Origin of the sequence: Sedimenticola selenatireducens, from assembly GCF_007625115.1 — a bacterium.
GTDB classification, from domain to species: domain Bacteria; phylum Pseudomonadota; class Gammaproteobacteria; order Chromatiales; family Chromatiaceae; genus Sedimenticola; species Sedimenticola selenatireducens_A.
Window position 1 is genome coordinate 1 of sequence record NZ_VMNH01000002.1, and the last position, 19947, is coordinate 19947.

Annotated in this window: 19 protein-coding genes and 1 tRNA gene; 8 read left to right on the forward strand and 12 right to left on the reverse strand. The window is 50.2% G+C overall.

The features are described 5' to 3' along the window. Window positions 1-316: 316 nt before the first annotated feature. Window positions 317-604 (reverse strand): hypothetical protein, encoded by a 288-nt coding sequence (locus FHP88_RS00385; RefSeq protein ID WP_144357015.1) that lies wholly within the window; start codon window positions 602-604, stop codon window positions 317-319. A gap of 74 nt (window positions 605-678) precedes the next feature. On the opposite strand from FHP88_RS00385, the gene dbpA reads away from it, so the two are divergent. Then, entirely contained in the window at window positions 679-2067 is a 1389-nt protein-coding gene (gene dbpA, locus FHP88_RS00390) for an ATP-dependent RNA helicase DbpA (RefSeq protein ID WP_144357016.1), read from the forward strand. Here dbpA and FHP88_RS00395 read toward each other — a convergent pair. Further along, window positions 2064-2987: a LysR family transcriptional regulator gene (locus FHP88_RS00395; RefSeq protein ID WP_260843115.1), complete on the reverse strand. Its 924-nt coding sequence runs from the start codon at window positions 2985-2987 to the stop codon at window positions 2064-2066. The genes dbpA and FHP88_RS00395 overlap by 4 nt on opposite strands. Window positions 2988-3140: 153 nt before the next feature. Between FHP88_RS00395 and FHP88_RS00400 the strand changes: the two genes are divergently transcribed. Continuing rightward, entirely contained in the window at window positions 3141-4529 is a 1389-nt protein-coding gene (locus tag FHP88_RS00400; protein WP_144357017.1) for a tryptophanase, read from the forward strand. Window positions 4530-4658: 129 nt separating this feature from the next. Beyond that, entirely contained in the window at window positions 4659-5432 is a 774-nt protein-coding gene (locus tag FHP88_RS00405; protein ID WP_144357018.1) for a sulfite exporter TauE/SafE family protein, read from the forward strand. 53 nt (window positions 5433-5485) lie between these two features. Here FHP88_RS00405 and FHP88_RS00410 read toward each other — a convergent pair whose 3' ends face one another. Continuing rightward, window positions 5486-5725 (reverse strand): hypothetical protein, encoded by a 240-nt coding sequence (locus FHP88_RS00410; RefSeq protein WP_144357019.1) that lies wholly within the window; start codon window positions 5723-5725, stop codon window positions 5486-5488. A 117-nt stretch (window positions 5726-5842) separates the two neighbouring features. On the opposite strand from FHP88_RS00410, the gene FHP88_RS00415 reads away from it, so the two are divergent. The 3 genes from FHP88_RS00415 to FHP88_RS00425 all read left to right on the forward strand — a co-directional run bounded on the left by FHP88_RS00415 (window position 5843) and on the right by FHP88_RS00425 (window position 8827). Further along, window positions 5843-6868: a thioredoxin family protein gene (locus tag FHP88_RS00415; RefSeq protein WP_186297544.1), complete on the forward strand. Its 1026-nt coding sequence runs from the start codon at window positions 5843-5845 to the stop codon at window positions 6866-6868. Between the two features lie 65 nt (window positions 6869-6933). Beyond that, window positions 6934-7719: a class I SAM-dependent methyltransferase gene (locus tag FHP88_RS00420; protein ID WP_260843116.1), complete on the forward strand. Its 786-nt coding sequence runs from the start codon at window positions 6934-6936 to the stop codon at window positions 7717-7719. Beyond that, the gene (locus FHP88_RS00425) at window positions 7706-8827 is read left to right on the forward strand and encodes a methyltransferase (protein ID WP_144357021.1); all 1122 of its coding nucleotides are present in this window, start codon (window positions 7706-7708) and stop codon (window positions 8825-8827) included. Before FHP88_RS00420 ends, FHP88_RS00425 begins: the two co-directional genes overlap by 14 nt. 38 nt (window positions 8828-8865) lie before the next feature. Here the strand turns inward: FHP88_RS00425 and FHP88_RS00430 are convergent. The 5 genes from FHP88_RS00430 to FHP88_RS00450 all read right to left on the reverse strand — a co-directional run bounded on the left by FHP88_RS00430 (window position 8866) and on the right by FHP88_RS00450 (window position 13196). Then, window positions 8866-8942: transfer RNA gene (locus tag FHP88_RS00430), tRNA-Asp, on the reverse strand. 107 nt (window positions 8943-9049) lie between these two features. Continuing rightward, the gene (gene nfo, locus FHP88_RS00435; RefSeq protein ID WP_144357022.1) at window positions 9050-9892 is read right to left on the reverse strand and encodes a deoxyribonuclease IV; all 843 of its coding nucleotides are present in this window, start codon (window positions 9890-9892) and stop codon (window positions 9050-9052) included. A gap of 101 nt (window positions 9893-9993) precedes the next feature. Then, the gene (gene ilvM / locus FHP88_RS00440) at window positions 9994-10290 is read right to left on the reverse strand and encodes an acetolactate synthase 2 small subunit (protein ID WP_144357023.1); all 297 of its coding nucleotides are present in this window, start codon (window positions 10288-10290) and stop codon (window positions 9994-9996) included. Further along, window positions 10287-11942, reverse strand: a complete 1656-nt coding sequence (gene ilvG, locus FHP88_RS00445; protein WP_144357024.1) for an acetolactate synthase 2 catalytic subunit — start codon at window positions 11940-11942, stop codon at window positions 10287-10289. Before ilvG ends, ilvM begins: the two co-directional genes overlap by 4 nt. A gap of 216 nt (window positions 11943-12158) precedes the next feature. Continuing rightward, complete coding sequence (locus tag FHP88_RS00450) at window positions 12159-13196, reverse strand: hypothetical protein (protein ID WP_144357025.1); 1038 nt, start codon at window positions 13194-13196, stop codon at window positions 12159-12161. Between the two features lie 303 nt (window positions 13197-13499). Between FHP88_RS00450 and FHP88_RS00455 the strand changes: the two genes are divergently transcribed. Continuing rightward, window positions 13500-15452 (forward strand): putative bifunctional diguanylate cyclase/phosphodiesterase, encoded by a 1953-nt coding sequence (locus FHP88_RS00455; protein WP_144357026.1) that lies wholly within the window; start codon window positions 13500-13502, stop codon window positions 15450-15452. 15 nt (window positions 15453-15467) lie between these two features. Here FHP88_RS00455 and FHP88_RS00460 read toward each other — a convergent pair whose 3' ends face one another. From FHP88_RS00460 to FHP88_RS00470, 3 genes are all read right to left on the reverse strand, one after another. Next, complete coding sequence (locus FHP88_RS00460) at window positions 15468-16370, reverse strand: Rossmann-like and DUF2520 domain-containing protein (protein WP_144357027.1); 903 nt, start codon at window positions 16368-16370, stop codon at window positions 15468-15470. 11 nt (window positions 16371-16381) lie between these two features. Next, window positions 16382-17569 (reverse strand): M24 family metallopeptidase, encoded by a 1188-nt coding sequence (locus FHP88_RS00465; RefSeq protein ID WP_186297545.1) that lies wholly within the window; start codon window positions 17567-17569, stop codon window positions 16382-16384. 96 nt (window positions 17570-17665) lie between these two features. Continuing rightward, the gene (locus FHP88_RS00470; RefSeq protein WP_144357029.1) at window positions 17666-18262 is read right to left on the reverse strand and encodes a TetR/AcrR family transcriptional regulator; all 597 of its coding nucleotides are present in this window, start codon (window positions 18260-18262) and stop codon (window positions 17666-17668) included. A gap of 203 nt (window positions 18263-18465) precedes the next feature. On the opposite strand from FHP88_RS00470, the gene tcdA reads away from it, so the two are divergent. Then, window positions 18466-19248 carry a tRNA cyclic N6-threonylcarbamoyladenosine(37) synthase TcdA gene (gene tcdA, locus FHP88_RS00475; RefSeq protein ID WP_335341585.1) on the forward strand — a complete coding sequence of 261 codons (783 nt, stop codon included), beginning with the start codon at window positions 18466-18468 and terminating at the stop codon, window positions 19246-19248. Between the two features lie 38 nt (window positions 19249-19286). Here the strand turns inward: tcdA and FHP88_RS00480 are convergent, their stop codons facing one another. Further along, complete coding sequence (locus FHP88_RS00480) at window positions 19287-19667, reverse strand: dihydroorotase (protein ID WP_144357031.1); 381 nt, start codon at window positions 19665-19667, stop codon at window positions 19287-19289. Between the last annotated feature and the right edge of the window lie 280 nt (window positions 19668-19947).

The following is a 19947-nucleotide window of genomic DNA, read 5'->3' on the forward strand; positions in this document are numbered from 1 at the left end:
ACCCATTATGGCCCGGCATCTGCGTATGCCACATTAAGAGGCCGGATATACGTATGCAGTCGCGCCTACCGTCAAACACAGGTTACTTGCAAACGAGGAGGAGTCCATATACAGGACATTAACGACATGTTGTTGCATCACGAAACAGTCTAACAACTGATTTATGCTGACAAGGCGGCTGGTGGTGAGTTGTATACACACATGCGGATAGCATCCAAGTCTTATCACAATCGGTATGGTCACTATGATCAGCGAGGAATATCATTATTCGGCAGTACTTCCCAAAAGGAATAGATTTCAGCCGGGTAACTGATGATCAAATACGGCATGTGATCCGGTTTTTGATGTTCCGGATGTGGGGCGTATTGCGATCGTTCAAGATACCAAAGGTACAGTTGTTGGAATGATTACTTCTTGTATGGACGATTGCTAATTTTATTTTATTCATCGTATGAATAGCGCGCGAATCGATTAACGAATGAGATTCACGTGCTATTCCAATAACAGCGAGTTGAACCGACGGCATTTTTTCCGGCCCTGTCCATGTTATACTTCTCGCCATTGTCTCTTCTGGTCTATCCGCATTTTTAACCGGCTCATTCATGGCTGGTTTCCAACCCATCTGCCGAATCAGTCAGACTCACTATAATTCAGCCCACTATTCAAAGGATACCCGTTTTGAGTCAGCTCTCTTTTTCTTCCCTGAATCTACACAGTGATCTTTTGGAAAATCTCTCCACTCTTGGGTATACAGAGATGACCGCCATACAGCAGGAGAGTTTACCTCCAATATTGGCGGGTAAGGATGTGATTGCTCAGGGTAAAACCGGCTCAGGTAAAACCGCTGCCTTTGGCTTGGGGTTATTGCAGAAGTTGGACGTGAAACGCTTTCGCATACAGTCGCTGGTGTTGTGCCCTACACGTGAGTTGGCCGATCAGGTCGCTACTGAGATTCGTAAGTTGGGGCGTGGTATTCATAATATTAAAGTACTCACCTTGTGTGGTGGCATGCCGTTTGGACCGCAGGTGGGTTCACTAGAGCATGGAGCACATGTCATAGTCGGAACACCAGGGCGTATTGAGGATCATCTCAACAGGGGAACATTGAAGCTGGACGAAGTGAATCTGCTGGTGTTGGATGAAGCTGATCGCATGCTGGATATGGGCTTTCAAGAAACCCTGGATAAGGTCATCGAGCAGATCCCCGCGCAGCGTCAGACACTGCTCTTTAGTGCTACCTTTCCCGAACAGATTCAAAAGATTGCCAAACGTATTATGCGCCAACCTGTCATGGCACAAGTAGCGTCAACCCATGATAATGTCTCGATTGAGCAGCATTTTTACAAGGTCCAGGATGATAATCAACGCTTCCTGGGCTTGCGACTCTTATTGATGCATTTTAATCCCGAGTCATCATTGGTCTTCTGTAATACCAAAAGAGAGACGCAGGAGGTGGCTGATCAGCTAATTGCTTATGGCTTTAGTGCGTTGGCATTGCATGGTGATTTGGAGCAGAGAGATCGTGATCAAACACTGATACGTTTTGCCAACAAAAGTGCCTCTGTTCTTGTGGCTACCGATGTGGCCGCGCGAGGACTCGATATTGACACCTTGGATGCGGTGATCAATTACCATATTGCCCATGATGCAGAGGTTCATGTACATCGAATAGGGCGCACAGGTCGGGCTGGGAGCAAGGGGATCGCCTGTTCTCTGTACAGTGAAAAAGAGAGCTATCGGGTGGCTCTGCTTGAAACCAATATTGATCCGATACTTGATAGTGAGCCTTTGCCGTCGTTATCACTGCTCGACAAGCAGGCCATGAAACCGGCAATGGTGACGTTGCAGATTGATGGTGGAAAGAAGCAGAAAGTGCGTGCAGGGGATATTCTGGGCGCCTTGACCGGTGAAAACGGCATTGATGGTAAACAGGTTGGCAAGATTACTATTGCTGACAATTGGGCCTATGTTGCGGTTAGTCAGTCGGCCTCAAAACAGGCGCTGAACAAATTGAGCCAAGGCAAATTGAAGGGGCGCTCTTTTCGTGTCAGAGTGATTCGGAGTTAAGCGTTATAGCTAACCGATTCTTTCCAATGCGTCCATTCTGAAAGCGCTCGTGAAAAAATTGTGGTAGGTGAGTCGTCAGGCTCATGTCTCCGCATCACTGTATGCCAATCGACGAACAGGCCTTGCTCCGTCACTCGCATGGTTGAGATACGTTTGCTCTCCAGGTGTTTACAGATGGTAAAGCTTGGCAGAATACTGACGCCAAAGCCGTGCTGGACGAACTCAATAATCACTTCCATGATGCCCATGCGCATCACCTGTCGTGGCAACACGTTATAGCAACTGAACAGTTGTTCATAGACCAATCCCTTTTCTGGATTAGTGTGGTGGGTGATGTAGTTTTCACTGGCGAATGCCTCGGGTTCAAGCCAGGCTTGACCGGCCTTTGCATGGGCATGGGGTAAGATGGCGAGCAGTTCATCTCTAAACAATCGACTGGTTTGGAACAGTTCCGCGGGGATCATAGAGGGCATAATTGCCAGGTCAATATCGCCACGTCTTAGTGCGGCCAAAGGATCGAGGGAGACGTCGGCAATAATCTCAGTGCCAATCTCTGGGTGGGATCGATTAAATTCACCTAGAAATTGGGGTAGCCAATGATAGCTGCCATACACATCAGTCCCCAGGCGAACAATACTTTCAATACCCTGTGACAGTTTGCTGATGTCGTATTCAACCCGCGTTACCTCGCCAAGAATAATCTCTGCCGAGTGGAGTAGTCGTTTGCCTGCATTGGTCAGGGTGAGCAACTTGTTTTTGCGATAGAAGATGACCGTACCCAATAGTCGTTCCGTCTCTCTGATACGATGACTCAAGGCAGATTGGGTCACTCCCAAACCATTAGCGGCCTCTGTGACACTGCCGCATTCCGCAATCTGCTTGATCATCTGTAGATGCCTGATACTCAGCTTGATTCCCATACTTGCCTCATTTACCCGCAATAAAATGCAGAATATTCATAATAGTAATGATTATTATGAGTTTTACACATTTATGCTTCGCTGAGTACACTGAGTTGCATCTGTAGTTGTACAAAATCTATCCAATCCTTTTCAGTGAGATTTGAGGTGACTGTGAAACGTATACCCGAGCCCTTTCGTATCAAAATGGTCGAGCCGATTAAGGTCACTACTGAAGCCGAAAGGCGAAGAGCGATTGAAGCGGCAGGATACAACCCGTTCTCACTGAAGAGTGAGGATGTCTATATCGATCTGCTGACCGATTCAGGCACAGGTGCCATGAGTGCCAACCAGTGGGCCGGTTTGATGGTGGGTGATGAGGCCTATGCGGGTAGCCGTAGTTTTATCCGCCTCGAAGAGTCGGTGCGCACACTGTTTCGTTATCAGCACGTTATTCCTGTGCATCAAGGTCGCGGTGCAGAGCAGATACTGTTTCCCACACTGGTAAAGCATAAAGCCGCGAAGAAGCCCGTCTTCATTTCCAATTATCATTTTGATACTACCGCTGCACATGTGGAGATGAGTGGAGCACGGGCGATCAATGTGCTCACGCCTCAAGCGGCTGATACGGCTACTTGGTATGACTTCAAGGGTAACTTTGACTTGGAAAAGCTAGCGGCAACCATTGCCACCGTTGGCCCAGAAAATGTTGTGGGGATTATCGTCACGATTACTTGCAACTCAGCGGGTGGGCAGCCTGTCTCCATGGCGAATATCCGTGCTGTCGCTGATCTGGCAAGAGCGAACGACATCATGGTGATCATTGATGGGGCGCGCTTTGCGGAGAATGCCTGGTTTATTAAACAGCGTGAGCCAGCCTACCATGACACGCCGATTGGCGATGTGATACGCGAGATGTTTGCCTATGCGGAAGTCTTTACCATGTCGGCCAAGAAAGACCCGATGGTCAACATGGGTGGACTCTGTTGCTTCAAGAATAATGAAGAACTCTATCGTGATACCCAAGTCTTGTGTGTGCCAATGGAGGGTTTTGTCACTTATGGTGGTCTTAATGGCCGGGACATGGAGGCTTTGAATATCGGTCTTTGGGAGTGTGCCGATGAAGACTTCCTTAAATACCGCATCGGACAGGTGGAGTATCTTGGTGAACGACTGAGAGAGGCGGGGATTCCCATTCAATACCCGACGGGTGGGCATGCCGTATTTGTCGATGCCGGTAAATTCCTGCCGCATATCCCCAGTGATCAGTTTCCGGCCCATGCCCTGGCCAATGAGCTCTATATTGAAGGGGGCGTGCGGGGTGTGGAGATTGGTTCATTGCTCCTGGGGAGAGATCCGGAAACCGGTGAACAGAAAGAGTCGTCTATGGAGTTATTGCGACTGACCATACCACGGCGTGTCTATACCAATGATCACATGGACTACATTGCTGATAGCCTGATTGCCATTAAGGATCGGGTATCGCGAATTAAGGGTCTAACCTTTACCTATGAACCGCCCGTATTGCGACACTTCACTGCACGGCTAAATCCGATTGAATAACGCGCATACAAAAAACAGGTTGTAAAATGAAACGGTACAGATACTTTGCTGTAAATAGTCAGCTGTATCTGTCTGTTAAGCCTGTTTCATTGCTATGCTTTTTTCTTTAGGGCTACGTGCTGGACATTTATGCCATTTGAATTGCTGTTTCTTTTTATCGCCGGTTTTTTGGGTGGTGTGATCAACTCCATTGCGGGAGGCGGGAGCTTCATTACCTTTCCGGCACTGTTATTTGTGGGGGTGCCGCCAATCAGTGCCAATGCAACCAATACCTTTGCCTCCTGTTCCGGCTATATGAGCGGTGCATACGCCTTCCGCAAGGATTTGTTGGCCCACAAGAGTGAGTTGCCAAAGTTCATAGTAATCAGTCTGATCGGCGGTATCGCCGGCGCCTGGTTGCTGTTACAGACGCCCGAATCGCTGTTTCGTGAAGCGATTCCCTGGTTGTTGTTATTTGCCACACTCTTGTTTATCTATGGTGGGACGCTCAATCGTCTGCTTAAACAGTTAGCGGGTCGGCATCGCCATGCGTCGTCGGTGGGCGGCGTGTTGCTGTTGTTATTGTTGTTGGGTGTGGCCGTCTACGGGGGATTCTTTAACGCAGGCTTGGGAATTATCATTCTTAGCTATCTGGCGCTGGCAGGCTACACCAATATCAATGCCATGAATGGTCTGAAGCTGTTGGTTTCAACAGCAGTATCACTGATTGCAATTGCCCTGTTTATTGTTGAGGACGCCATAGCTTGGTATGAGGGTACGGTGGTTCTTATCGGTACTTTGGCCGGTGGCTATGTGGCGGCCCATCTCTCGCGTAAGCTGCCACCCCTCTGGGTGAGGGGATTTGTGATTGTGGCTAGTATCGGTATTATACTGTACTTTTTTTATGATATCTATCTGGCCTGATACGCATTATTTAAAATGCCGGAGTGAAAAGGCCTGATTCCGACATGCGCCGTTTAATCCGATTTTTTTCCGTAGCCGCTCATCATTCCCGCAAACATCTTTTGCAGGCTCTCCATTGAGTTGGCCGATTGGGTAAAGAAAGGCTGCATCAGGCTTAGTGGGTCATAGCCTTCAGCACCGGCATTCATCTGTTCCCGTATCTTGTTGATCATCTCTTCATGGAGACCCTGAACGTCGGGCCAGCCCATCAGTGTCCGCATCTCTTCGGGTGTCATATCAACCGAGATTTTCATACTTCCTCCTGGTTCTTTGCTGAATAGGATTCAATCAATTTAGACGACATTGACTGAACCAATGCCTGCTATGCTTGCAGTTAAATTACCAGTGTTTTGGGTGGGAGGCCAATGCTAATGAAACGATTTGTAGGGCTGACTTTCGTTTTGCTCTGGGCAGGATTGTTTTACGGGGTGGTAGGTGCAGATACCCAAGGCCGTTTTCTGGGGGCCAAGGAGACGGTGTATCCGGCTTGGTTCAAAGAGAGTTTTCTGGATATTCGTGAGGATGTAACCGAAGCAACTCACGCCGGTCGGCGGGTTATGCTGTTTTTTCACCAGAATGGCTGCCCCTACTGCAGCCTGATGGTGGAGCGTAACCTGTCGCAACTTGCTATTGAGCAGCAGATGAAAAAGGAGCTGGATGTCATCGGAATTAATATGTGGGGTGATCGGTCAGTGTTGGATATGGCCGGACAGGAGCAGACGGAGAAAAGCTTCGCTGCAACTCTGCGTGTTCAGTTTACCCCAACGCTGTTGTTTCTGAATGAGTCGGGGCAAGTGGCACTCCGGCTGAATGGTTATACGCCACCTGCAACCTTTAAGCAGGCGCTCGACTACATCGGCAAAAAACAGGAACAGCAGCTCAGTTTTCGCGACTATCTCGCATCCCATCGGCCTAATCTACAGATGGGTAAAAAACTTCACTCGCAACCGTTTTTTAATGCTGGTCCACATGATCTGAGTCTGATCAAAGGTCCGATGGCGATCTTTTTTGAGCAACAGGAGTGTCCTGCCTGTGAGGAGATGCATCAGGCGTTGTTGAGTGACCCGGAGATTGCGCAACTGGCGGGGCAGACACATGCAGTGCAGCTTGATATGTGGTCTGAAACACCAATAATCACGCCTTCTGGTGAAAAAATGACGGCAAGAGCGTGGGCTAAACAGTTGTCGGTTGCCTATGCCCCCTCAATTGTATTGTTCGATTCTGAAGCAGGCGAAGTGATTCGATCAGAGGCGTTTTTCAAACGTTTTCACACGGCATCGATTTTTGATTATCTGTTATCCACGGCGTACAAAACTGAGCCCAGTTTTCAGCGCTATATTTCTGCCCGGGCCGAGCACATCCGGGAGCAGGGAAAGGATGTCGATCTCTGGCGATAATGGGATAATGCTTTCAGTTACTACGATGTATTGAGTGCGTCTCGATCGCTAACCAGGATTTGTTTGTGTCTGAAAAGCCGTTGTTTTTGGGAATAGCTGCCGCTTCACCGAATGTGCAATCTGTTGCAGCGGCCTTGGCGGCAGATTTAGCCGTGCCTCTCATTCAACCAGACGGTACTGAGACGGGTCTGTTGCTGTTGGTAACAGAGGGTGCCCTGCAGCTTAGGCAGTTTGGCCCGGATGCACCGGGCCCTGTGCAAGTCGATTTTGTCGAGGGTAAGGCGGCCCACAGGCGAAAGTTTGGTGGTGGAAGAGGGCAGCCGCTTGCTAAGGCGATAGGCCTGAAAAAAGGCTGGACACCTCGGGTACTGGATATGACGGCAGGGCTGGGGCGTGATGCCTTTGTTCTGGCCACGCTGGGTTGTGAAGTGGAAATGATAGAGCGTTCCCCAGTGGTCTATGCGTTGTTGCAGGATGGATTAAATCGGGCCCGGGATGATGCGGATATCGGGCCAATCATTTCCCGCATGAAACTTCAGCATCTGGATGGCCGGTCATATTCCTCAGGCACTACCAGCCCGGAGGTGGTCTATCTGGACCCGATGTATCCTCATCGTGAAAAATCAGCCAAGGTGAAAAAGGAGATGCGCCTGTTTCAACTGCTGCTGGGTGATGATCAGGACAGTGCGGCGTTGCTTGAGCGGGCGCTTGTGCTGGCGACTCGTCGGGTGGTGGTTAAGCGACCTGCCAAGGCCCCTTTTCTGGGTGAGCAGAAACCGTCTGTTTCTATCACCAGTCCCAACACCCGTTATGATATCTATTTAATCGGTACTCATCATGCAGCAACTTGAAACGAACCAAGGTTCGTTGACACTGAATCGTTATCCCTTGCGTAAAAATGAAACCCTGCGTGCCTGGGATGCGGCGGATGAGTATCTATTGGCTCAGGTCGGTACTGACATCAGCGGTCGTATCTTGATCCTTAATGATGGGTTCGGTGCGCTGAGTTGTGCACTTGCCGAGCATCAGCCTAGCATGCTGACCGATTCGTATCTGTCTGCCTGGTCGACCCGTGAAAATTTGCAGACAAATGGTCTGGTCAGTGATGCGGTACAAATCATGGACACGCTAGTGAGTCATGAAGGTTTCTATGATTGGGTGTTGGTGCGGGTAACCAAGACACTGGGCCTGCTGGAAGACGAACTGATTCGGCTACGTCCCCACCTGAAACCCGAAACGCGGATAGTGGGTTGTGGCATGGTAAAACAGATCCATAACTCCACGCTTGAGCTGTTTGAACGGATTATTGGATCGACCAAGACCTCGTTGGCGAGGAAGAAGGCTCGGTTAATTTTTACGGCTCCGGATGAGTCACTGAGGTGTCCGCCTTCGCCTTATCCAGTGGTCTATACCTTGGAGGGAACCGAATACTCCGTGGTTAATCACGCCAATGTCTTTTCCCGAGACAGTCTGGATATCGGTACCCGTCTACTGCTGAAACATATACCTTCTAATTCTGATTACAAGGACATTATTGATCTGGGTTGTGGTAATGGCGTGATCGGTCTGATTGCGGCCGAGCAGAATCTGCAGGCAATGGTTCATTTTGTCGATGAGTCGGCAATGGCAGTAGCCAGTGCGCGGGAGACTTTTCATGGCTCTGGGCTAAAAAACGCTGTTCATTTTGTTCAGGGTGATGGGTTAACTGGTTTTAAAGCCGGGAGTGCGGACCTGATTCTCTGTAACCCCCCTTTTCATCAGGGTAGTGTAGTGGGGGATGAGATCGCCTGGCGCATGTTTAACCAGGCGCGTAAGGTATTACGCAATGGCGGTGAGTTACGTGTGATTGGAAATCGTCATTTGAACTATCACGTCAAGCTGAAACGCCTATTTGGGAATGTGCAGCAGGTGGCTGCCGACCGAAAATTTGTCGTGTTGCAGAGTTTCAGGCGCGCATAAAAAAACGGACGCCGAGGCATCCGTTTTTTTATGAAGAGTGGCGGAGCGGACGGGGCTCGAACCCGCGACCCCCGGCGTGACAGGCCGGTATTCTAACCAACTGAACTACCGCTCCACTGAGGTTCAAACTGGTTGTCTGCAAGGCATTCAACCAACGTTGGAGCGCGGTAGTTTAATGATTCCTGACAAAAGGTCAACTGATTTCGAACCCTTTTCACGGGGTTATTTCTGTAGCGCGTAAAGCTGCTTTATCTCATCTGCCCAGAGCGAGTCATCAATTGTCTCCAGTACCATGGGGATGTCATCAAATCGGGGGTCATTCATGATGTAGTCAAATACCGTCCAGCCCAGTTTGCCTTTGCCCAGGCTTTCATGCCGATCTACCCGTGAACCCAGATCTGGCTTGCTGTCATTAAGATGTACACCCCGCAGGTAGTGGAAACCGACAATCTTTTCAAACTCGGCAAAGGATGCTTCACAGGCCTCGGTTGTGCGCAGATCATAGCCCGCGGTGAAGGTGTGGCAAGTGTCCAGGCAGACGCCCACCCGAGACTTATCTTCAACCCCCTCAATGATGGTCGCCAAGTGTTCAAAGCGATGGCCTAGATTGGTTCCTTGTCCTGCGGTGTTCTCGATGACTGCAATGACATCGTTGGTCTGATCCAATGTCCAGTTAATGGAGTCTGCGACAATTGCCAGGCTTTCATCTTCCGGGATCTTTTTTAGATGGCTGCCGGGGTGGAAATTGAGCAGCTTGAGGCCCAGTTGTTCGCAGCGCTGCATCTCATCCAGAAAGGCCTCACGGGATTTCTGCAGGGCCTCGGCTTCAGGGTGCCCCAAATTAATCAGATAACTGTCGTGGGGCAATACATGCTCTGCTGCAATACCCACCGCGTTCAGGTTGTCCCGAAACTGGCTGATGCTCTTGTCTGTTAGTGGTTTGGCTTTCCACTGCCGCTGGTTTTTAGTGAACAGCGCAAAGGCAGTCGCACCAATGGCCTGGGCATTAAGAGGTGCATTCTCTACGCCACCACTTGCACTCACATGAGCACCGATATATTTCATCCAGTAAGGTCTCCACTACAAAAGAGGGTGATGTTAGCTGAAATGATGCCCGACTCCCAGAAACCATCAACCCTGTATCTGATGTGGTTAAGGATCAGCCATTACATTGGATACATCATGGAGATAGCATGCGAATGCTGTTTTTGCAGCGGAGCAGCTTCTTCAACAGCATGCAGGGCCGTCAACTTGTCGATACCAGGAAGTTTGTTCAATTGGGTGACCAATTGCTCTTGTGGTCGATTACTCTCAACCGTCAGATGGATTTTTAACTGCTGTGTGGCAGTGCTGTTTTTGACATCCATTGATCGTATGGTGAAACCACGGACACGACTGGTCTGGAGAATTTTCTCCAGCATAGCGGGGTTAGAACGCGCTTGAATATGCAGGCTGTATATCATTGTCTTGCTCCTTGTATCATTTGGTCGTTTGCATCGCCGGGCTTGACCATCGGCCAGACGTTATGTTCGGTTGCAATACTGACGTGCAGCAGCGCTGGGCCCGCTGTCTCCATCAATTTGTTGATGGCGTAACCCATGTCTGCAGGATCGGAGATGCTGGAGGCGGGTATGCCAAAGGCCGCTGTCATGGCGCAGAAATCCGGGTTGTCAGAGAGATCAATCTCGCTGTAGCGGCCTTGGTAACAGACTTCCTGTTGCTGGCGAACCATGCCCAGCGCCTGGTTGTCCAGGATGATGATCTTGATAGGCAGTTGATAGCGGGCAATAGTGGCCAGTTCCTGGACGTTCATCATGAAGGAGCCATCACCGGCAACATTGATCACAGCTGTTTCAGGGAGTGCCAGTTGTGCGCCGATGGCGGCAGGCAGGCCAAAGCCCATGGCACCCAGACCACCACTGGTCAGGTGCTTGCGTGGGTGATCGAAGGCGTAATGCTGGGCAACCCACATCTGATGTTGGCCGACGTCACAGCTTATGATGGCGTGGCCCCGGGTAATTGTTGAAAGGTGGCGCATGAAATGGGGGCCGGTAATACCTTGCTCCGGAGGGAGTGTGAAACCGTCACGTTCATGTGCGGCTTTACACTGTGCCTGCCATGAGCTGATTTCAAGCGTACAAGCCAGTGCTTTTAGACTAGAGCGGATATCTCCCCTCAGGGCACAAGCTACTTGGCGCAACTTGCCAATCTCTGCCGGATCGATATCAAGATGGATCACCTTGGCATGGGGGGCAAACTTGCTCAGTTTTCCGGTCACTCGATCATCGAAGCGGACGCCGACAGCAATCAGCAGATCGCACTCCTGTACACATTGATTGGCCGCTGCAGAACCATGCATGCCCAGCATGCCCATGTTAAGCGGGTGGTTGCCGGGCAGTGTGCCTAATCCCTTCAGTGTAAGCACTGTGGGAATGCCGGTGGTCTCGACAAATTGACGAAAGGGGATGATGGCGTCCCCCAATACAACCCCGCCACCCGCATAAATTATGGGTTGTCTGCTGGCCTTGATCAGTTCGATTGCTTGGCTCAGTGACTGTTCAGAGGGGCTATCTGGAGTGGTCTCTCCTTCTGTGGGCTGTGGTCGAAGCTCTTCTGAAAGAGTGGCCAGTTGAATGTCTTTCGGCAGATCAATCAGGACTGGACCTGGGCGGCCTTCCTGGGCAATCTGAAAGGCTTGGTCGAGGATCTCGGGTAATTGGTCTATGTGCTCAACCAGAAAGCTCTGCTTGGTAATGGGCAGACTCATGCCAAGGACGTCTATTTCCTGAAAGGCATCGGTGCCAATCAGGCCAGTGGGGACCTGACCGGTGATGGCAACCATTGGAACTGAATCCATGTAGGCATCGGCCAGGCCGGTCATCAGGTTGGTGGCGCCAGGGCCGGATGTGGCCAGGCAGACGGCGGTACGACCGGTGGCACGGGCATAGCCGTTGGCGGCAAAGGCGGTTCCTTGTTCATGGCGGCAAAGGATATGCTTGATAGGGCTCTCAATCAGTGCGTCATAGAGCGGCATAATGCAGCCACCAGGATAGCCAAACAGGGTGTCGATTCCCTCTGAAATCAGTTTGTTAACGATATACTCTGCACCATTCATCTCTTTTTCTGCTCCGCTTCTTTCAAAGGCAAAAAAAAACCCCCGGATCTTTCGATTCGGAGGTCTTATTCGGGTTTGGGTAAAATGCTAGCCGATAGGATCTCCGAGCAGTCGATTTACGACCACCACTACTAGAGATACCACTACCATCAGCCCGCGAATTTTCATGATTTTGTCTTGCTCGTCCCGTTTCCGGTTTTTACAGATGAAATGTTTTTACACTATTGATTCCTGAGATGCAAGCTGTGATTGAAATCCGCTCATGCCGAGCGTGCCGCCATTATAAAGTACAAGCTGTGGTCCAATTGGTTGAGCCAGCATCATTTCGCATTTGACGGTATAGAGATGCTTCACTGAATAGACCGGGTCCATCAATAAACCGGTTTCACGTGCAATGATCCAGCTCTCTTTCAGAAGGGTCTTGTTGATGCTTCCATACGATGCGGCCGTAGCAGGGCGTAGCAGGCGAACCTTGGGGGCGGGTTTCGGCAGTGGAGACCGCTGGAGTTTCTCCATCCATTTTTCAAATTGTCGATAACGCTGATGGAACTCTTCGGGTGTACCGGCAATCTGGGTTATATGAACAGTCGGCTCTGTAATACCGAGTAGCCGCATGCCCAGCAGCAGCCCAATGGCACTGACACCGGTGCCGCTATCTGTCCAGATCCCCTCAAATTGTGTATTCAGTTGATCGCTATTCTTCTGAATGTCGCCAGCCAAAGTCAGGATGCCGGGAAGTACCGCTTCACTGTACCCGCCTTCTGGAATGACGGTCGTCTTGATGCCCTGTCTATTCAGTTTCAATGACATAGCCTCTGCCATCTGTAACACCTTGGGCCACTCCTGGTGAGTGAGATAGACAATCTGTGAGGGAGGGAGGAGCATGTTGAGTAGCAGGTGGTTACCGGTTAATGCCCTGTTTCCGGGAGCCTTGACGAGCGCCGTTACCTGATAACCCAAGCTGAGCAGCATCTGACTCAGACCAAAAACATTATTAGAGTGTGCACTACCTATCAAGATTACCTGTTTAATGCCGCTATGCTGTAAGTTCGGTAGCAGGCTGAGGTATTTTCTGTGCTTGGTTCCAACCGCATTGGCATTCAGTTCATCTTCGCGTTTGATGAACAGGGGAGCTGTGTCGTACTGAGGAAGGTATCCCTTTATTGGGTGACAGCGACTGTGCCAATTCAGCTCTGGATCGAGATGTCCGGTTATAAGTTGTTGAAGTGGTTGGTTAAAGATCATCTCAGTCATGGTTTTGTCGGGTAGATCTGACCACTGGGCAGGATCAGGATTGAATTCCACAGGGTATGGGCATAGAGTTTATTGGGTTTATTGCTCCCGTAAAGTAGAAATAAGAATCAAGGCCTTAACTGGGTCATGCAATAATAAATAATGAGAAGATGAAGCAGGCGAAGGCTATTCTAATCTCGCATTGATACAGGTTCGAAATGTAAGTTTTTGATTTATCGAGTAGATAAGTCAATGCTTTCTTTTGCCTTGTACATCTTTGTGGACTGAGTGACGATTGATCTGCCAATCATATGAGGAAACCGCGTGTCTGAATTGGATATGACAGATAACGGCAGTGTCGAACAGGATCTTCGGTCTGAGCTGGAGATTTTGAATGGCAAAATGGAAGAGCTTGATGCGCTAATTTCACAGACGGAGTCCCGTGGAAAGCGCAGCCACAGTGCTGTTCAGCCCGTTGCACATGCAGAGGGTTTATGGCCGGTGTCATCTACTGAGGATGTGGACAAGCAGCAGCTTAAAGAGACGATATCCTTACTCAAGGCGACACTCAATTCCACAACGGATGGGATTTTGGTGTTAAATAATGAGCTACGGGTCGTTATCTACAATACCAAGTTTGTTTCGCTTTGGAATATCCCCCAAGAACTTGATCACAGTGATGCTCAGAGGTGGTTTAACGCCTTTACTGCCCCGCTGATGGAAAATTCTGAGCATTTTATAAATCGTATTAGAGAACAACTGGCCCAAACAGATGAGGCGACCCGAGATATTCTCCGTTTTACCGATGGCCGAATCTTTGAAAGTCGCTCTCACCCACAGAAGATAGAAGGGGAAACGGTAGGGCGAGTCTGGAGTTTCAGGGATGTCACCAAGCAGCGTCAGGCTCAGGAGCTGGTGGAGTATCAGGCCACATATGATCCGTTGACCGATCTTCCCAATCGACGCTTGTTGCTTGACCGTCTGAATCAGACCCTGGCGCGTTGCCGGCGCCACGAACGCATCGGCGCATTACTGTTCCTTGATCTGGATAACTTTAAAACCATTAACGATACACTGGGGCATCCGATTGGTGATGCCCTGCTGCAGCAAGTGGCCCGACGTTTGACCGAGTGTGTTCGCCGAGAAGATACCGCAGCACGCCTGGGGGGTGATGAGTTTGTTTTGTTGCTGGCAGAAGAGGACTCGACGATCGAGGATTACACTCAGCATGTAGATATGGCTGCGAATAAGGTGCTGGCGGCACTCTCTCAGCCTTACGAGGTGCAGGGCCACAGGCTGTATGCAACAACCAGCATTGGGGTGTCGTTATTTCCTCAAGAAGATGAGACGGCTGACGATGTGTTGATGCAGGCCGATACAGCCATGTATCGTGCCAAAGAGGCGGGTCGTAATACGCTCCGTTTCTTCTTGCCCAGCATGCGCAAATTCTCCGAGGATCAACTGCATATTCAGAATGATCTGCGCCAAGCCCTGGAGCGTGGTGAGTTACAAATACTCTGGCAGCCCAAACACGATTTTTCAGGGAATACCCTGGGTGCAGAGGCGCTGTTGCGGTGGAAGCATCCTACCCGTGGGCTGATTATGCCCAGTGAATTTATCCCGGTAGCGGAAGATATCGGCATTATTACTTCGTTGGGGAATCAGGTGCTGGAAGTTTCATGCAAGTTATTGCGCAAACTGGCCGATGAGTACACCGAGGCCGGGCCGATTCATCTTTCGGTCAATATCAGTCCCCAGCAGTTTCAGCAGGCCGACTTCTCAATGCAAGTGGCGCACTATCTGAAGGAGAGTGGCGCGAATCCATCACGCCTGACACTGGAGCTGACCGAAAACATGCTGGTCACCAATCTTGATGAGGTAATGGCCAAGATGGTGGATCTTAAGCGACTGGGCGTACGTTTCTCAATTGATGATTTTGGTACAGGCTACTCCTCCTTGGCCTATCTTAAGCGATTACCGCTGGATGAGATCAAAATTGACCGCTCGTTTGTCAACGATATCATCAAGGATCCGGAAACCGTCAGCATCGTTGAGGCGATCATTACCATGGCCTCCAAGCTGGGTCTGAGTGTCGTGGCAGAGGGGGTCGAAAACAGTCGTGAATTCGACTTCTTAAGAAAACGGGGTTGTCACTGTTTTCAAGGCTATATGCTCTGCCAGCCAATGACTGACGACCAATTCCTTGAGTTTATCAGCGAAGGCAACATCAACACTGCCCGGGCCAACAGTACCCAGAGCGTATTTGAAGGCTTTTAGCCGCGGTTTCAGCGATTAAGTGATGAGGCACTCATCGGGTGGTAGGGGAGTTAGCAGAACCTTGATCTGCTCTGCCGCTTCAGCGCTTAAACCCCCTTTATCCAGTGCCAACTGAATGGTCTCCTTTCCCAGTATCCGATACAGCGACTGATACTCCTGCGGTATATCACGCAGGCTATCGATGTGATGAGCAATGGTCTCTGCATCGCCTCGGCTTATAGGGCCGGTTAATGCGTTGGGCAATCCTGAATGAGCCAGATTTTCTACACTTCCCTGGATCAGCGGTAGGAGTGCCTGCATCCCGGCCATACGATCAACTCCGATCTGTTCAAGCAGACTGACTGCAACGGATTCCAGGGTGATCAGGTAATTTGATGCCATACACAGAGCGGCATGGTACTGGGCCTTTTTAGTCGCAGGTATTACAAGGGTTTTGCCTGACAGTGAGTTAATCAGTGGCATTGCTTTGGTAACAGCGGCAGCTGTTCCCTCAAGGCAGAAATAGGTGTTCTTGAGCAGTGAGGCACCCTTGACCGGATCGGCAAGTGCTTGAATCGGGTGAAGGGATAGCGTTTCTGCCCCTTTACGCTGGGCCGCGGCTAGTGCATCGGATGTCCGTGCACCGCTGAGATGAATAAACAGCTGGCCCGGCCGAATGACCCCCTGATCAGCGATGGCCTGACACGCAGTCGTGATCTGGTCATCCGGCGTGGCAATGAAGATGATGTCGGCATTGACCGACACTTTGGCAGCATCTGTGGTGGCCAGAGGGCATTCAACCCGCTCCGCACACTGTTTGGCAGAATCAAGTCGTCTGCTGGCCACACCAATGATTGGATAGCCCGCCTGATGCAGTGCCAGGATTATCGCACTGCCCGCGGCCCCAGCCCCGATCAGTGCAATACGCTCTGTTGTCATTACCGTTGCCTCTAGTAGCTGGCGACAGCGGTCTCAATCAGATTCCGGGACGCCTTGGTCAATATTTCGTTTCCTGCGCTGCTGATCAGAACAGTATCCTCTATTTTGACGACACCGGCCTGCTTGTCCAGCATGTGCATCTCAATGGCGAGTACACAGTTATCGGGGATTATCGCACGGTTGTTGGCGATCAGTACCGGAGGCTCATTCACTTCTATGCCAACGCCATGTCCAATCAGTCTACAGCGACTGTCACCGGTAAAGCGCAGGAATTGATCCTGTACCCGCATCTCTGCGGCCTTCTCCATGGCCAGATCATAGACCTGATCACAGCCCATGCCAGGTCTGATGCTATCGATCACATAATCGGAGATCTCTCTAAGATCGGCATACATACCCCGAACCCTGGGTCTGGCCTTACCGGCAATATAGGTTCGTGATTGATCGGCGTGGTAGCCGTTGACCATGCTGGGGATGTCGACTACTACCTGATCACCTTCATCAATAATTCGATTGGATGGCCCTATGGGGAGAGCGGGGCTCAGGCCGATGCCGGAGATTGAGTAAACGATGCCGGTAAAATCACGCAGATTGCTGCCGGAGCTGATCGGGCCCATGCCCAGCGGCAGGTCCGGATGGCGCAGAAAAATACCACCCTCGTGACCGGCCAGTCGATGGCTGTTTTCGATCATTGCCGAGAGTTCCAGTTCGGAGATGCCGGGACGGAGGTTCTCTTGCACCGTTTTCTGGCCGGCCTGCACAATACGACAAGCGCGACGTATCTGTTCGACCTCATAATCTGACTTGACCGCACGCTGGGCGAGGATCAGTGGTGAGGCGTCGACGATCTCAAAGCCCTGAAACAGGGCGTGATATTCCAGGTACTGTTTAGCCGGCAATAGATCCAGTTCAATGCCCAATGTCTTGTTCCAGAGATAAGAGAAGTACTCCTGGTAGATGAAGTCGAGACGCCGTTCTTCCGTGATATGGGAGGCTTCTATGCCTGCAGTCTGGATCGCATAGGGGTAACCACTGCGGACAAACAGGCGGTAGTCATCGGGAAAAATGGCAAGAAATGCCGGCTGAGCTATGCCTGCATAATAGAAAATATCCCGTGAATAGAAGAGCAGGGCGGCTCCCATGCCCTGTTCTACCATGGCGCGTTGAAACTGTTTAATGCGTTTCAGATGTCTGCTCATATCAGTGTCCCGGAGGTCTGTGGTCCCCCCTCCCTGCATTTAAAATATACCGAAAGGTATATATTGATTGTACGTATCGCCCTGACCGCCCCTGGATTAGCGCTTCAGCTGGTGAAGATAGTGGTTAAGTTGCGAGGAGGTCTGTTGCAAGATGGTGTCATCTTTTACCACGGCATAGAGGGCGGCAGCGCCATTGACCGAGATAAAGATGAAGTTGGCAATCTCCCGATAATTGAGTCCTGGTGAGATCAGCTTTTTTGTCTCGGCCTCTTCCAGCCAAAGTTGAAAAAGTTTGGAAAAGCGGATAAACCCGCGCAGCATATGGCGGCTCATTTCGGGTGATTGCCCGGAGAGCTCGACCAGGGAATTGAGGAAATAGCAGCCGCCATCGAAAGTATGGCCACCGAGATAATGCATGAGATCGTTTTCAATGACCCTGGTTATTCTGAGAAGCGGATCGTCAATAGCCGATACACCCTTAAACACCACTGCATGCCAGCGCTTTACGGCCTCATCATAGACGGCATACCAGATGGCCTCCTTGCTGGAGAAGTGACCATAAAGGCCGCCTTTTGTCAGGCTGGTAGCCTCTAATATATTATTGATAGATGTGTTGTGATAGCCCTTTACGGAAAAGAGTTGAAGTGATTTATCAATAATAAGTTGGCGTGTGCGGATGCCTTTGCTAACCATTACAATCCTAAAATATACCGAACGGTATATTTACCATATCCCAGAGTAATAAAGCGGGTCAACAGGAGAGTGGGCTATTGTGCTGAAGGGCCGTACAATAGGGCAGTTATTACAATTAATCTAATATATTAGATAATCTATTTATCATATTGAATATAAAGATTAATATCATTGTTTATGAAGTGAATTATTAAGTCATGCCTATGGATTATGAAAGACGCTTTGGTGGTATCGCGCGACTCTACGGCCAGTCAGGTCTGGAACGATTTGCAGCGGCACATATTTGTGTGGTCGGGATTGGCGGAGTGGGTTCCTGGGTGGCCGAGGCGCTGGCACGCAGTGGCGTAGGTGGCATGACGTTAATCGATCTGGATAATGTGGCCGAGTCCAATGTAAATCGGCAGATCCATGCGTTGGAGGACCAGTTTGGACGGGCCAAGGTGGATGCGATGGCGGATCGTATTCTGGCCATCAATCCTGACTGCAGGGTAACCAGAATCGAGGAGTTTGTTGAACTGGATAATCTTGACCAATTGCTTACAGCGGACTTCGACTATGTGGTCGACTGCATTGATGCCTACAAGACCAAGGCCGCACTCATCGCCCACTGTCGCCGTAACAAGATCCGATTGATAACAGTGGGTGGTGCAGGTGGGCAGACGGATCCATTGAAGGTACGGCTGACCGATCTTTATAAAACGCAACATGATCCACTGCTCGCCAAGACTCGAAAGTTATTGCGCAAGGAGTATGGATTCTCTTCGAATCCGAAGCGTAAATTCGATCTGCCCTGTGTCTACTCAGATGAGCAGCAGGTCTATCCGGATGGTAAGGGTGCGGTCTGTAGTGAGAAGCCTGCAGGGGGTACACAGGGGAGTGGATTGCATTGCGGAGGATTTGGCTCCGCTATGACCGTTACCTCAACCTTTGCCATGGTAGCGACAGCGCATGTGCTGAAGAAATTATCCGGCGGGAAGGGACTCTGATCAAAAGGGAAGGTTAGTTGGGTATCTTGTTTGCTCTCTCAGACGCTAAGTGCGGCCTCATCTCGTGTGTAGAAATGCGCATCCCTTAGAAAGCCCGCAACAATTCCTTTACGTACCGTGCTCACGTGGCCCGCTTCGTCGTAGCCCGTAATCCAGGCGATAGGCAAGCCGTCCAGTACATGAACAGGGGCAGGTGACCCGTCTGCAAATCGGGAGATAACACAGGTACCTGAAACGTTATCCTTAAAGGCTGGGACGAAGTCGGTGTGTCGGTTGTTCTGGCTGATCCCCTGGGTTCCCTCGAATTTTTGGTTCTCTTCTTTCAGGCAGTGTTGACTCAGTAGACCACGTTGTTTGATCTCCTCATCGTTGGTTGTTGCTGGTATCAGTTCATAGGGTTCGAGCTCTGATTGTTTCATGTCTGTGACTCCAAATCCTCTGTCTTGTCGATAGTAAATGCATAGGGTGTGCCAATATTGGTATCACATGAAATCAATAGGTTACGTTGAAGAGCGGGTCAATATTTTGCCGGACATGTAACGTTTCGTTGATTTGTTTTAACGATGTGATGGTTTTAGATCGGATTGTGAATTAATGGATTGGGCTGTAGTGTCACAATGTGACAATTTTTTGATCTGAAACAGATCAGTAACACCATGATCTTTTTATTTCACACGGCCTGCGGCCTTTGCGAGGTAC